Raw genomic sequence first — 13795 nt, 5'->3', positions numbered from 1 at the left:
AGGATTATAATACGTTTAAATTTTGTTCTTTAATTTTTTCAAGCTCATCTTTCATTTGTACAACCAGTTTTTGCATAGGTGCAAAATTAGATTTTGAACCAATTGTATTAATCTCTCTTCCTATTTCTTGTGTTATAAAACCTAACTTTTTCCCATTAGAATCGTCCGATTTTAATGCTTTTTTAAAGTATTCTAAATGATTTTTTAAACGAACCTTTTCTTCTGTAATGTCTAATTTTTCAATATAATAAATAAGTTCCTGCTCAAACCTGTTTTGGTCTATCTTAACTTCTAATTCAGCAATACCTTTGTTTATTTTTTCTCTTACAGCTTCTATACGTTCTGGATCAATTTCAACAACTTTCATTAATAATTCTTCTATATTAGAAATTCTCCCCACAAAATCAGCAAGTAAAACTTCTCCCTCATCAGATCTATATTTGTTTATTTCTAAAATGGTTTGATTTATTGCTTCATCAATTTGAGCCCACTCTTTTTCGTCTAACTCTTCTCTTTCGGTTTTTAACGAATCTGGTAAACGAACGGCCATTTTTAATAACTCAATTTCAATAGTATCAACTATACTTCTTAATTGATTCATATATTCTTTCACCACATTTTCATTTATTTTTGATGAAAGTTCCACTCCATTATTTTCAATAAAAATAGAAAAATCAACCTTTCCTCTTTCTAATGTTGAAGCCATTTTTTTTCGAATATCAAGTTCTTTTTCTCTATAATAAGAAGGCATTCTAACACTTAAATCTAAGTTTTTACTGTTTAACGATTTTAATTCAATCGTAATTTTTTTAGTTGGAAGTTGTAATACGGTTTTCCCGTAACCAGTCATTGATTGTATCATCTATTCAAAAAATTTAGGCAAATTTAATGCATTTTCAATACTTGACCTATTTTATGACACTAGTATCTGTTTTTGAACAAAAACTATTACGTATTTTTGCTTCTAATTCAAACTATAATTAGCATTATTTTGAGTAATTACAAACATTTATTAGTTATTAGGTTATCTGCAATGGGAGATGTTGCTATGACAATTCCAGTATTAAGAGCTTTTGTAAAACAACATCCAACCACAAAAATAACCGTTCTTTCAAAACCTTTTTTAAAGCCATTATTTGCAGATATTAAAAATGTAAACTTTTATGCAGCAGATGTCACTAAAGAACACAAAGGTTTTTTTGGACTTTTAAAACTTTATAAAGAACTAAAATTGCTGAATATTGATGCTGTTGCCGATTTGCATAATGTTCTACGCTCAAAAATAGTACGCACATTTTTTAAACTATCCATTAAAAATGTAAGCTTTATTGATAAAGGAAGAACCGAGAAAAAAGCATTAACAAGCACTAAAAACAAAGTGTTTAAACAACTAAAAACAACTCATGAACGCTATGCTGATGTTTTTAGAAATCTAGGTTTTCAATTAGATTTATCAAATCCTGAATTTCCTCAACAATTACAATTAACTCAAGAAATTATTAAAATTACTGGCGCTAAAACTGAAAAATGGATTGGAATTGCTCCTTTTGCTCAATACAATTCTAAAATGTACCCATTAGATTTAATGGAACAAGTAATTTCTGAATTATCAAAAAAAGAAAACTTAAAAGTTTTGTTATTTGGTGGTGGTAAAAAAGAAGTTGATTTTTTAGATAAAATTGCAAACAACTATATTAATACCATTAATGTTGCTGGAAAAATTAAATTTGGTGTTGAACTTAATCTTATTTCTAATTTAGATTGTATGTTAAGTATGGATTCTGGAAATGCCCATTTTTCGGCAATGTTTGGAGTGCCAACAATAACAATTTGGGGAATTACACATCCGTTTACTGGTTTTGCCCCATTTAATCAACCACTTGAAAATGCTCTCTTACCAGACTTAGAAAAATACCCAAATATTCCCTGTTCTATTTATGGAAATAAAGTTTGTGAAGGTTATGAAGATGTTATGAGAACAATTTCTCCAAAGGATGTAGTTCAAAAATTAATAAACACTATTAAATAAAAAAGGCTTGCAAATTGCAAGCCTTTAAGTTTTGTTTTAAACCTTTAATCTAAAGCAGGTATTCTTAATACTTGCCCTGGATAAATTTTATCTGGATCTGAAAGCATTGGTTTGTTAGCTTCAAAAATAATTGGGTATTTCATAGCATCACCATAATATTTTTTCGCAATTTTACTTAAGTAATCACCACTAACAACAGTATGAAACTGTGCCGCAGGCTCTTCAACTTCAACAGTCATTCTATCGTCAACTGTTGCAATACCTTCTGTATTACCAATAACCAACACCACTTTTTCACGAGTTGCTTGTGAAGCCGCTTGTCCCCATACAGTAGCATTGTCTCCTGTAACTTCAATATTTAAATCTAACACTTCAAAACCTAAAGTTTCAACAGCATTAGTAAGCTTAGATGCTTTAAATTTAGCTTCTGCAGCAGCTGCAACAGCTTTGTCTGCAGCTTCTTCAGCTGTAGTTTTTCCAATTCCGAATACTTTTGCTCCAGCATTCTTTATAAATGAAAATAATCCCATGTCTTTTTCTTTTTTTAATTAATTAATTGTTTTTATTATCAGATTGTAATATACAAAAATTAAACCAAACCTTTATTTATCAAAAATCATTTTAATGTTTTATTTTTGCAGAAAATACTTTTATATGATTGTCAATATTTTAGATAAAAAAAAATCAATATTAAATAAATTTATTTCAGAAATTAGAGATGTCAATATTCAAAAGGATTCAATGAGGTTTAGGAGAAATATTGGCAGAATTGGTGAAATAATAGGTTATGAATTAAGTCAATCTCTTTCTTTTGAAAAAAATACGATTACCACACCATTAGGAACCAAAATAGTTGACACACCAAAAAAAGACATTGTTTTATGTTCAATTCTAAGAGCTGGCTTACCATTGCATGATGGACTTCTAAATTATTTTGATGATGCTGAAAATGCCTTTATTTCAGCATATAGAAAACATAGAAATGATACTGAATTTGAAATTAAAGTTGAATATTTTGCCTCACCAAATTTAGACAATAAGACTTTGATTCTTGCTGATCCAATGTTAGCTACAGGTCAATCTATTGTTGCTGTTTATGAAGGATTAAAAAAACACGGAACACCAAAAGAAATTCATTTAGCTTGTGTTATTGGTTCAATTGAAGGAATTGAATATATTAAAAATTACTTTCCTGAAAATACCAAATTATGGATTGCAACTGTTGATGATAATTTAAACGATAAAGGATACATTGTTCCAGGATTAGGAGACGCAGGAGATTTAGCATTTGGTGTGAAATTATAAAAAATAAACGCCAATAGAAATAGCTAAAAACAAGTATAAGATTAAGTTTTTAAAAGTTGAAGATCCTGTTTTATGAATAAAATTTGCAATTATTATTGCTACAGGAATTATTAAGAAAAATAATTCGGAACCATTTTTTAAAGGAGAAACAACTACAATAACTATTGAAACTATAAGATGGATCATAATTATTTTCCATGATAATTTAAAATTATTACTTATTAACACCACTTTTGGACTAAGTGTAACAACACACCAAATTATCAGAGCCAACAATAATGTTATTGGGATTAGAAGTTTTAATGCATTATATGTAACAAAATTAAAACTCATATCAAAATTTAGTGTATCATAGAAAAAATTAAGGTTATCAAAATAAAAATGATAGGTAAAATATATTATTAATGGAGTTATAAATCCAACTATAGGTATAAATAAATTTTTTACATTCATTTTTCTAAAAACAAGCATTCCAACATAAACCAAAATTAAAAATATAATACTCCAGGAATATATTAATGTTGCAATTCCTACCCAAAAACCAGCATCAAATAATTTACTTTTAATTTTAATTCCGGACCCAATACTATAAATTTTTCTAAACGCTAGTAGTAAAACTAAATTTGAAAAAAAAATATTCAGTTCAAACATAGTTTCATAAAAACTTCCAAGCAATAGTATTGTTATTAAAAGTGCATATGAGTTATCTTCCGTTAAATTATTTTTTCTTAAAATAAAATTTAAGAGCAATAACATAAATACAAAACATAAAAAAACACCAATAATTAGGCCTATAGAAGCGATACTTATATCAATAGAATGAAATAAAAATACTGAGGTAAAATAAAATAAAGCAAAAAGCATTATTAGATTTAGTACAATCGCCGGTTTAGTTTTATTAAAAAAATTTGCTATCATTACTATATTTCATACTTTTGCCTGTAAATATAACTAAGAAATGATTGCAAACAATATTTTTAAAGCGATAGGTGATTTTTGTACAGATGTTTTATTCGCTCCTTACAATTCAATTAGATCTATGGATAATTGGTGGGCTCAAAATACGGTAAGTTGGATATTTATTGTAATTACTTTTATTGCATTCTTTTACTGGATTGGCGAAATAAGAAAATACAAAAAAGCGGGTAACGAATAATTCGTTATAATTATAATTTCATATTCCTTTTTTAAATACACCATTTGTGGGTAGCAAAAATAAACTTAAAAGATTTCGTGAAAACGATACTTTTTCCAATGTAATTCAACCAACGCGAGAAGAAGTTCTTGAAGGTTTCTCAAAAAAAGGAAAATGGCATGCTGTTTTTGAAAATGACAATCCTATTGTTCTTGAATTAGGATGTGGAAAAGGCGAATACACGATTGCTTTAGCCAGAAAAAATCCAAATATAAACTATATTGGAATAGACTTAAAAGGTGCACGTTTTTGGAGAGGTGCTAAAACAGCATTAGAAGAAAACTTAACCAACGTAGCATTTATTAGAACTCAAATAGAGCTAATCGATTTACTTTTTAGTGAAAATGAAGTTTCTGAAATTTGGATAACATTTCCAGATCCACAAATTAAATACACCCGCACAAAACATAGATTAACCAACGCAGAGTTCTTAAAAAAATACCATCACGTTTTAAAACCAGAAGGTATCGTAAATTTAAAAACTGATAGTGAATTTATGCATGGTTACACTTTAGGGTTATTGCATGGTGCTGGTCATGAAATTTTATATGCACACCATGATATTTACAAAAATTTTCATGCTCCTGAAGAAGTTACTTCAACACAAACATTTTATGAGGCCCAATATTTAGAAGTTGGAAAACCAATAACCTATATAAAATTTAAAATTCGTTATTAATTATTATTTTTAACGAATGGGTACATCCGAAAATTTTTTCGAAAAAGTTTATAAAGTAGCGAAACAGATTCCATATGGAAGGGTTACTAGCTACGGTGCAATTGCAAAATATTTAGGAGCCGCACGATCGGCAAGAATGGTGGGTTGGGCAATGAATGCTTCTCATAATAACGATGAAATTCCAGCACATAGGGTAGTAAATAGAAAAGGTCTTTTAACTGGGAAACTACACTTTGACGGCACAAATCTAATGCAACAATTGTTAGAAAGTGAAGGTATTACTGTTAATGATAATCAAATTCAAAATTTTGAAACAGTCTTTTGGGATCCTTTTAAAGAATTAGGCATTCAATAACCTCTTTTTAGAATGTAACCACTACTACATTTCTTTTCTATGTGATTTTTTTTATATCCGTTTGAACTCTGTATATTTGTTGTTTAGAATGATTTTACATAAACAATTATGACAATAAGTAAAAAAGATATAACAAAAGCACTTGATACAATTACAGCACCTGGTGAAGGAAAAAGCTTAATTGAAAGTGGAGCAGTAAAAAATATTGTAACTTTTGACAAAGAAGTTATTATAGATGTAACCATTGGCAACCCTACATTACAAGCTAAAAAGAAGGTTGAAGTTGAAATCATGAAAGCAATTCATGAACATGTTGGCCAAAAAATAGATGTAAAAGTAAATGTTACAGCTGTTGCACCTCCTGCTCAACCAATAGACAACACAAAACCAAAAGTTCCAGGAATTCAAAATATTATTGCAATTGCTTCAGGTAAAGGTGGTGTTGGAAAATCTACAATTACGGCAAATATGGCTGTTTCATTGCAGAAAATGGGTTTCAAAGTTGGAATCTTAGATGCAGATGTTTATGGCCCTTCAATTCACTTAATGTTTGATGTTGCCACTGCTAGACCTTTATCTATTGAAATAGATGGCAGATCAAAAATGCAACCTGTTGAAAGCTACGGAGTAAAAATATTATCGTTAGGCTTTTTTACTGATGCAAACCAGGCTGTAATTTGGCGTGGTGCAATGGCTTCAAAAGCCTTAAATCAAATGATTTTCGATGCACATTGGGGAGAATTAGACTTCCTTTTAATTGATTTACCTCCAGGAACAGGAGATATTCATTTATCAATTGTACAAGCAGTTCCAGTAACTGGAGCGGTAATTGTAAGTACTCCTCAAAACATTGCTTTAGCAGATGCTAAAAAAGGAGTTGCGATGTTTCAACAAGAAAACATTAATGTCCCAGTTTTAGGGATTGTTGAAAACATGAGCTACTTTACACCAGATGAACTTCCTGATAATAAATATTATATCTTTGGAAAAGATGGAGCTAAAAATTTAGCAGAAGATATTGGCGCAGCATTTTTGGGTGAAGTGCCATTGGTACAAAGTATTAGAGAAGCAGGAGATGTTGGACATCCAGTAGCGTTACAAGACAATACAGTCTTGGAAAATGCTTTTTCTGAAATAACTAAAAATGCATTATCTCAACTGGTAAAAAGAAATAAGGATTTGCCTCCAACTGAAATTGTACGAATTACAACAATGAGTGGCTGTAGCACCAAATAATTTTAAAAAATGAACCCAGAAGAACTTAAAATTTGCGTAGAAAATGCGCTACAAGAAATAAGACCTTATTTAGAAGCTGATGGAGGCAATATCTCTGTAGTTGAAATAACTGATGATACCGTGAGCGTTCAGTTAGAAGGAGCTTGTTTAGGCTGTTCTGTAAATCAAATGACATTAAAAAATGGTGTAGAAGCTACAATAAAAAGACATGCACCGCAAATTAAGCGAGTTATTGAAATAAGCGGAATTACGTTTTAATCTTTATTCAAAAAATTATAAATAGGTTTTTAAAAACTTAATTTTAATAAAAGCTTAACTTTTAAACGTTAGGCTTTTATTATTTTTGGAACAATAATTGCAATTTTATAATAAATCATTATTAACTATTAAATGAAAAAACATTTTTTAATATTATTTCTGTTTATAACAGTGGCTTCATTTAGTCAATCTGTAAAAACGTCATTTAGTGCAATAGCTCCATCAGAAAAATCTGAAAAAAAATTAGCATTTCAACATGGTGAGTGGTTAAAATTTAGGTTGAGTTATAGTAATTTTTTAAATGCTGGTTTTTCTACAATTGAAGTAAAAGAGACTAAAAATGAGGGTTTACCGGCTTTTCACATTACTGGAAATGGGAAATCTACCGGATTGGTTAGTTTATTTTTTAAGGTAAAAGACGATTACCAAACGTATATGTATAAAGAGACTTTAAAACCATATCGCTTTATTAGAAAAATTGATGAGGGTGGATATACAAAAGATCAGGAAATATTGTTTGATTATAGTACAAATGAGGCAACTGTAAAAAATTACAAGCATAATACTGAAACAAAACATCCAATTAGCAGCGATATACAAGACATATTGTCATCTTTATATTTTTTAAGAAATCAAAACTTAAACAATTTAGAAGTTGGTCAAGAAATAGAATTACAAATGTTTTTTGATCAAGAAATAAATAATTTTAAACTTCATTTTTTAGGTAAAGAAGTTATTAAAACAAAGTTTGGAAAAATAAATACGCTTGCGTTTAGACCAATGGTTCAGGCTGGTCGTGTTTTTAAAGAGCAAGAAAGTCTTACCATTTGGGTTAGTGATGACCAAAATAAAATTCCATTGCGTATTAAAGCAGATTTAAAGGTTGGTTCACTTAGAGCAGATTTAGATGCTTTTAAAGGTTTAGCACACCCTTTTAACATTATTTTTGACAATTAATTTGTACTTTTGCGTTTTATTTTTTAACCCTTTAATACGTAATACAACTACTTTTGAAAAAATTAATAGTTCTCCTAACCCTTATCTTAGTTTTTTCTTGTAAAGAGGATTCTAAAATATCCATTTCAGATGCAGCCTCATCTCTTTCAATACCAGAAGATGTTTATAAGTATGGGTTTAACTTAAATAACTTTAAAGTTATAAATGATACTATAAAACCAGGGGAAAATTTTAGTGAAATCCTAGATAGAAATCATATTGATTTTCCAAAAGTTTTAGAAATAGTAAATAAAATAAAAGACACTTTTAATGTTAGAAGAATTAGAAGTGGAATACCATATACTATTTTAGCTAAAAAAGATTCTACTGAACAAGCTGAAATATTTATTTACAAACATTCAAAGGTAAAATATACCGTAGTTAATTTTAAAGATTCAATAATTGCAGCATATAATGGAAAAGTACCTGTAAAAGTTGAATGGAAAACGGCTTCAGGTGTTATAAATACAAATCTATCTGAAGCAATGGAAGAGCAAGGACTTAGTTCTTATTTAACTTTCAAAATGGCTGATGATATTTATGCTTGGACCATTGATTTTTCACGACTTCAAAAAGAAGATAAATTCAAATTAATATACGAACAACTTTATATTAACGATACTATTCCTGTTGGTATTGGTGAAGTAAAAGCGGCCTATTTTGAACATGGTGGAAAACCTTTTTATGCATTTAAATATACAGCTGATTCAATTCTAGACATTCCAGATTACTTTGATGATGAAGCAACGAATTTGCGTCGTCAATTTTTAAAAATGCCTGTTAAGTTTAGCCGAATTTCATCTCGATACAACTTAAAAAGAAGAATTGCTTATTACGGAAATAAAATACGAGCACATAAAGGTACAGACTTTGCAGCACCAATTGGAACTGAAATTATGAGTACTGCAAATGGAACTGTTGTAGAATCCGCAAGAAAAGGTGGTAATGGAAATTATGTAAAAGTAAGACATAACGGAACCTATAGTACCCAATATTTACATATGAGTAAACGGGCTGTAAAAGTTGGTGATGTTGTTAAACAAGGTGATGTAATTGGATATATTGGCATGACAGGAAATACTGCAGGCCCACATGTTTGTTATCGTTTTTGGAAAAATGGAGCTCAAGTTGATCCACTAAAACAAAAATTACCCGCAGCAGAACCAATGAAAGAAAATATAAAACCAGTTTATTTTGATTTTATTAAACCTATAAAAGAAGAACTAAACGCAATAAAATATTCAACAATTAATAACGAAATTATTGTTTCTAATTAGAAACTAATACCATAAATTTTTACAATGAAGAATGTAAATCCAACCCAAACTAAAGCTTGGCAAAAACTTACCAAACATTATAACGAAACTAAAGACACTCATTTAAAATCATTATTTAATAATGATAGTAATAGGAAAAATAATTACACTATTAATTTTAATGAGTTTGAATTTGATTATTCAAAAAATAGAATTACTGATGAAACATTAAATTATCTATTAGAATTAGCAAATGAAGTTGATTTAAAAAGTGCAATGGATTCTTATTTTTCTGGAGAAAAAATTAATCAAACAGAAAAAAGGGCTGTTTTACATACTGCTTTAAGAAATCAATCTAATAGTGAGGTTTTAGTAGATGGGAAAAACGTAATGCCCGAAATAAGAGAAACCTTAAATAAAATGGAATCTTTTACTAACAAAGTAGTTTCTGGAGATTGGAAAGGATTTACTAATAAATCAATATCAGATGTTGTAAATATTGGTATTGGAGGTTCAGATTTAGGGCCAGATATGGTTGTTGAATCTTTAAAATTTTATAAAAATCACTTAAATATACATTTTGTATCAAATATTGATGGTGACCATGTTCAGGAAGTAATTAAAAATTTAAATCCTGAAACAACTTTATTTGTAATCGTTTCAAAAACATTTACTACCCAAGAAACACTTACAAATGCAACAACCATTAAAAAGTGGTTTTTACAATCAGCATCTGAAAAAGACGTTGCAAAACATTTTGTAGCTGTTTCAACAAACTTAAAAACTGTAAGTGAATTTGGTATAGACCATGACAACATTTTTACAATGTGGAATTGGGTTGGTGGCCGTTTCTCTTTATGGAGTACTGTTGGTTTAACTATCAGTTTGGCTGTTGGTTTTAATAATTTCAAAGATTTATTAATTGGCGCTTTTGAAATGGATGAGCATTTTAAAAATACTCCGTTCGAAAAAAACGCTCCGGTTATTTTAAGTTTAATTGGCATTTGGTATACAAACTTTTTTAAATGTGAAACTGAAGTTATTTTACCTTACTCACAATACCTAAGTAAATTAGCACCTTACCTTCAACAAGCTATTATGGAAAGCAATGGTAAAAGTGTTGATAGAAATGGTAGCAAAGTAAATTATCAAACTGGTAATATTATTTGGGGTGCTCCGGGATCAAACTCTCAACATGCATTTATGCAGTTATTACATCAGGGGACTAAATTAATTCCTGCAGATTTTATTGGATTTAAAGAGTCACTTTATGGAGATAAAGATCACCACAACAAACTAATGGCTAACTTTTTTGCCCAAACGGAAGCCCTAGCACAGGGAAAAACCAAAGAAGAAGCGCATTTAGATTTAAAAACTCAAGGTAAATTAGAAGAAATTGAAACCTTATTACCTTTTAAGGTTTTTGATGGGAATAAACCTAGTACAACTATTTTAATTGAAAAATTAACTCCAAAATCTCTAGGTAGCTTAATTGCTTTTTATGAATGTAAAATATTTATTCAAGGTATTATTTGGAATATTTTTAGTTTTGATCAGTTTGGTGTTGAGCTTGGAAAAGAACTTGCAAACAAGTTTTTAAATCAAAATAAATAAATTATATTTTTTTCATATAAACATCGCTTTTTTTAACATTTTACTTGGCTTAATTTAACATTTCTGTTAATTATTAAATAATTTCATAATTATATAAATAATAGTATTATTATGTTTTATATGTAAAAAAAATGTTATCCTCATTGTTTTCAACAATTCATTGATTTTTTGTTGGTTTTTGTTAATATCTATTTGTTTTTTAAGCAATCAGATATGTTGGTTTTTGTAAATTTAGACATTCTTAATTTTTTGTTAAATTTTAACATTTAATTAAAATGTTAATCAACAAAAAATTGCATTTTTGCACCACATTTAATTCAAATTAAAATTAAAACATGAGAAAATTTAAAAATTTGTTAATGGTAGTACTGATATGTTCTTCAGCTACCATTTTTGCTCAAACTAAACTTTCTGGAAAAGTAGTTGATGAATCAAATCAACCTTTACCAGGTGCTTCTGTGGTTATTACAGGAACACAAACTGGATCTTCAACTGATTTTGATGGAAACTTTTCATTTGAGTCTTCAACTACAAGTGGAAACGTATTAGTTTCATTTGTTGGGTACGAATCTAAAACTATTGCTTTTAATGGAACTACCAATTTTGGTTCAGTTGCATTAAAACCATCGGCAGAGTCTTTAGAGGAAATTATTATTACAGCAACTTCTTTTGCAATTGACAGAAAAACACCTGTTGCTGTATCTACAATAAAAGCAGATGTAATTGAAAACAAATTAGGATCACAAGAATTCCCTGAAATTTTAAAATCTACACCAGGTGTTTATGCAACCAAGTCAGGTGGAGGTTTTGGTGATGGTAGATTAACACTAAGAGGTTTTAACTCTGAAAATGTAGCTGTAATGATTAACGGTGTGCCTGTTAATGATATGGAAAACGGTAGAGTTTATTGGTCTAACTGGGCTGGTTTAGCTGATGTTACAAGTGCTATGCAAGTACAAAGAGGTTTAGGAGCTTCAAAACTTGCTGTTCCTTCAATTGGTGGTACCGTAAACATTTTATCTAAAACTACAGATGTAGAAAAAGGAGGTAATATTTTCACAGCTGTTGGAAATGACGGTTACCAAAAATATGGAGCGACAGTTTCTACAGGATTATTAGATAATGGTTTTGCAGCGACAGTTGCAGCTTCTAGAACTCAAGGAAATGGTTATGTTGATGGAACTGAGTTTGATGGTTTCAACTACTTTGTAAACATTTCTAAACAAATAAATGACAATCACAAATTAGCGATAACTTCTTTTGGAGCACCACAAAGACATGGTCAAAGACAAAACAGAAGTTTAATTTCAAAATACAGAAATGCTGAAAGTGGTAACAAATTTAACCCAGATTGGGGTATTAAAAACGGACAAGTTGTTCATGTAGAAGATAACTTTTATCACAAATCACAAACTTCTTTAAATCACTATTGGACTATTAGTGATAAAACTAATTTATCAACTGCACTTTATGCTTCTTGGGGTACAGGAGGTGGTGGTGGTACTGCTGGTTCTAACAGAGATTTATTTAATGTTAGAATAGGTGGTGATGACCAACCAATGGATTTAGACAATATTGTTGCAATAAACAGAGCTAATGGAACTCAAGGTTTAGGTTCTGAAGCATTTTTAAGAGCTTCACGTAACGACCATAGTTGGTTTGGTGCTTTATCAACATTTAAAACAGATTTCAACGACAACTTATCTTTTATTGCAGGTCTTGATTTAAGAGATTATACTGGAAAACACTTTAGAGAAGTAACAGATTTATTAGGAGGAAACTATGTTGAAGACAATTCAAACATAAACAACCCAAATACCGCTTTAAAAGTTGGTGATAAATTTTCTTATTACAATGATGGTGAAGTTGGATGGCAAGGTCTTTTTACTCAATTAGAGTATAATACTGACAACTTATCAACTTTTGTTTCAGCCGCAGTATCTAATACTTCTTACAGAAGAATTGATTATTTCCAATATGTTCCAGGAAATCAAGAAACAGACAAATATAATTTTACAGGATATAGCGTAAAAGGTGGTGCTAACTATAGAATTGACGATCAACATAATGTATTTGCTAATATTGGCTATTTTGAAAAAGCAGCAGGATTTGACTCTGTATTTTTACAATTTGATAATGATCATATTAATGAAGATGCTGAAAATCAAAAAATATTTAGTACTGAATTAGGATATGGATTTAGAGGTGCAGAGTTTGCAGCGAATTTAAATGTATATAGAACACAGTGGAATGACAGAACATTAACTGAAGGGTTTCAAAATCCTGATGGTACCTTTAGTACCGCTAATATTTTAGGTGTTAATGCACTTCATCAAGGTATTGAATTTGATTTCACTTATAAACCTTCTGACAAATTATCTATAATTGGTATGCTTTCTTTAGGAAACTGGGAATGGGATAATGATGTTGAAGATGTTAATATATATGATGAAGAGCAAAATTTAATTGACACTGTTAATTTATATATTGCTGGATTAAAAGTGTCTGATGCTGCTCAAACAACAGCCGCTTTAGGTTTAGATTATGAATTAATGCCTAAAACTCACTTCACTGTAGATTTTAACTATTTTGATGATTTATATGCTCAATATGATCCGAATGATAGAGGTACGCAAGGTGCACCTCAAGCTTGGAAAGCTCCAGCTTATAGTACTTTTGATGCGAGTATTAGATATGGTTTCAAAATTGGTGATTTGGACACTACATTAATAGGTAGAATGAACAATGTATTCAACACGGAATATATTGCAGATGCTTTAGATGGTGCTGGTTCTGTTGATCAAACTGCTTTAGTATGGTTTGGTTTCGGAAGAACATTTGATGTTAGTGCTAAAATTAGATTTTAATTTAA

At 29.6% G+C, this 13795-nt stretch carries 14 protein-coding genes; 11 read left to right on the top strand and 3 right to left on the bottom strand.

Going from position 1 to position 13795, the window contains the following annotated elements; genetic code table 11:
* Nucleotides 1-4: 4 nt before the first annotated feature.
* The gene (locus CHB63_RS08145; protein ID WP_089377959.1) at nt 5-862 is read right to left on the bottom strand and encodes a YicC/YloC family endoribonuclease; all 858 of its coding nucleotides are present in this window, start codon (nt 860-862) and stop codon (nt 5-7) included.
* A 156-nt stretch (nt 863-1018) separates the two neighbouring features.
* Here CHB63_RS08145 and CHB63_RS08140 point away from each other — a divergent pair, with 156 nt between their 5' ends.
* The gene (locus tag CHB63_RS08140; protein ID WP_245856881.1) at nt 1019-2029 is read left to right on the top strand and encodes a glycosyltransferase family 9 protein; all 1011 of its coding nucleotides are present in this window, start codon (nt 1019-1021) and stop codon (nt 2027-2029) included.
* 44 nt (nt 2030-2073) lie between these two features.
* Here the strand turns inward: CHB63_RS08140 and lysM are convergent, their stop codons facing one another.
* On the bottom strand, nt 2074-2559 hold the full coding sequence (gene lysM, locus CHB63_RS08135; protein WP_089377958.1) for a peptidoglycan-binding protein LysM: 486 nt from the start codon (nt 2557-2559) through the stop codon (nt 2074-2076).
* Between the two features lie 124 nt (nt 2560-2683).
* On the opposite strand from lysM, the gene upp reads away from it, so the two are divergent.
* Nucleotides 2684-3334, top strand: coding sequence for a uracil phosphoribosyltransferase (upp, locus tag CHB63_RS08130; RefSeq protein ID WP_089377957.1), 651 nt, complete (start codon nt 2684-2686; stop codon nt 3332-3334).
* On the opposite strand, the gene CHB63_RS08125 is transcribed toward upp, so the two are convergent.
* Entirely contained in the window at nt 3329-4198 is an 870-nt protein-coding gene (locus tag CHB63_RS08125) for a DUF6427 family protein (RefSeq protein ID WP_141107287.1), read from the bottom strand. The genes upp and CHB63_RS08125 overlap by 6 nt on opposite strands.
* 94 nt (nt 4199-4292) lie before the next feature.
* Here CHB63_RS08125 and CHB63_RS08120 point away from each other — a divergent pair, with 94 nt between their 5' ends.
* From CHB63_RS08120 to CHB63_RS08080, 9 genes are all read left to right on the top strand, one after another.
* Nucleotides 4293-4490, top strand: coding sequence for a DUF6341 family protein (locus CHB63_RS08120; protein ID WP_089377955.1), 198 nt, complete (start codon nt 4293-4295; stop codon nt 4488-4490).
* A 46-nt stretch (nt 4491-4536) separates the two neighbouring features.
* Entirely contained in the window at nt 4537-5208 is a 672-nt protein-coding gene (gene trmB, locus CHB63_RS08115) for a tRNA (guanosine(46)-N7)-methyltransferase TrmB (protein ID WP_089377954.1), read from the top strand.
* A 16-nt stretch (nt 5209-5224) separates the two neighbouring features.
* Entirely contained in the window at nt 5225-5563 is a 339-nt protein-coding gene (locus CHB63_RS08110) for an MGMT family protein (RefSeq protein WP_089377953.1), read from the top strand.
* A 108-nt stretch (nt 5564-5671) separates the two neighbouring features.
* Nucleotides 5672-6799, top strand: a complete 1128-nt coding sequence (locus tag CHB63_RS08105) for an Mrp/NBP35 family ATP-binding protein (RefSeq protein ID WP_089377952.1) — start codon at nt 5672-5674, stop codon at nt 6797-6799.
* 9 nt (nt 6800-6808) lie between these two features.
* A complete protein-coding gene (locus CHB63_RS08100; protein ID WP_089377951.1) occupies nt 6809-7057 on the top strand; it encodes a NifU family protein in 249 nt (82 codons plus the stop codon).
* A 132-nt stretch (nt 7058-7189) separates the two neighbouring features.
* Nucleotides 7190-8014 (top strand): DUF3108 domain-containing protein, encoded by an 825-nt coding sequence (locus tag CHB63_RS08095; protein ID WP_089377950.1) that lies wholly within the window; start codon nt 7190-7192, stop codon nt 8012-8014.
* Nucleotides 8015-8067: 53 nt separating this feature from the next.
* Nucleotides 8068-9330, top strand: coding sequence for a peptidoglycan DD-metalloendopeptidase family protein (locus tag CHB63_RS08090; RefSeq protein WP_089377949.1), 1263 nt, complete (start codon nt 8068-8070; stop codon nt 9328-9330).
* 24 nt (nt 9331-9354) lie between these two features.
* A complete protein-coding gene (pgi, locus tag CHB63_RS08085) occupies nt 9355-10923 on the top strand; it encodes a glucose-6-phosphate isomerase (protein WP_089377948.1) in 1569 nt (522 codons plus the stop codon).
* A 359-nt stretch (nt 10924-11282) separates the two neighbouring features.
* Nucleotides 11283-13790: a TonB-dependent receptor gene (locus CHB63_RS08080; RefSeq protein ID WP_245856852.1), complete on the top strand. Its 2508-nt coding sequence runs from the start codon at nt 11283-11285 to the stop codon at nt 13788-13790.
* Nucleotides 13791-13795 lie beyond the last annotated feature (5 nt).

The sequence above is a fragment of the Lutibacter flavus genome (assembly GCF_900188355.1).
Classification (GTDB): Bacteria; Bacteroidota; Bacteroidia; order Flavobacteriales; family Flavobacteriaceae; genus Lutibacter; species Lutibacter flavus.
Note: the sequence above shows the minus strand (reverse complement) of the source record. Positions and strands in the feature narration are given on the sequence as shown.

Excerpts from the sequence above, each read along its gene's own strand:
- lysM (WP_089377958.1), bottom strand. The coding sequence starts at position 2,559 with ATGGGATTATTTTCATTTATAAAGAATGCTGGAGCAAAAGTATTCGGA.
- upp (WP_089377957.1), top strand. The coding sequence starts at position 2,684 with ATGATTGTCAATATTTTAGATAAAAAAAAATCAATATTAAATAAATTT.
- pgi (WP_089377948.1), top strand. The coding sequence starts at position 9,355 with ATGAAGAATGTAAATCCAACCCAAACTAAAGCTTGGCAAAAACTTACC.
- CHB63_RS08105 (WP_089377952.1), top strand. The coding sequence starts at position 5,672 with ATGACAATAAGTAAAAAAGATATAACAAAAGCACTTGATACAATTACA.
- CHB63_RS08120 (WP_089377955.1), top strand. The coding sequence starts at position 4,293 with ATGATTGCAAACAATATTTTTAAAGCGATAGGTGATTTTTGTACAGAT.
- CHB63_RS08110 (WP_089377953.1), top strand. The coding sequence starts at position 5,225 with ATGGGTACATCCGAAAATTTTTTCGAAAAAGTTTATAAAGTAGCGAAA.
- CHB63_RS08125 (WP_141107287.1), bottom strand. The coding sequence starts at position 4,198 with ATGCTTTTTGCTTTATTTTATTTTACCTCAGTATTTTTATTTCATTCT.
- CHB63_RS08095 (WP_089377950.1), top strand. The coding sequence starts at position 7,190 with ATGAAAAAACATTTTTTAATATTATTTCTGTTTATAACAGTGGCTTCA.
- CHB63_RS08080 (WP_245856852.1), top strand. The coding sequence starts at position 11,283 with ATGGTAGTACTGATATGTTCTTCAGCTACCATTTTTGCTCAAACTAAA.
- CHB63_RS08100 (WP_089377951.1), top strand. The coding sequence starts at position 6,809 with ATGAACCCAGAAGAACTTAAAATTTGCGTAGAAAATGCGCTACAAGAA.
- CHB63_RS08145 (WP_089377959.1), bottom strand. The coding sequence starts at position 862 with ATGATACAATCAATGACTGGTTACGGGAAAACCGTATTACAACTTCCA.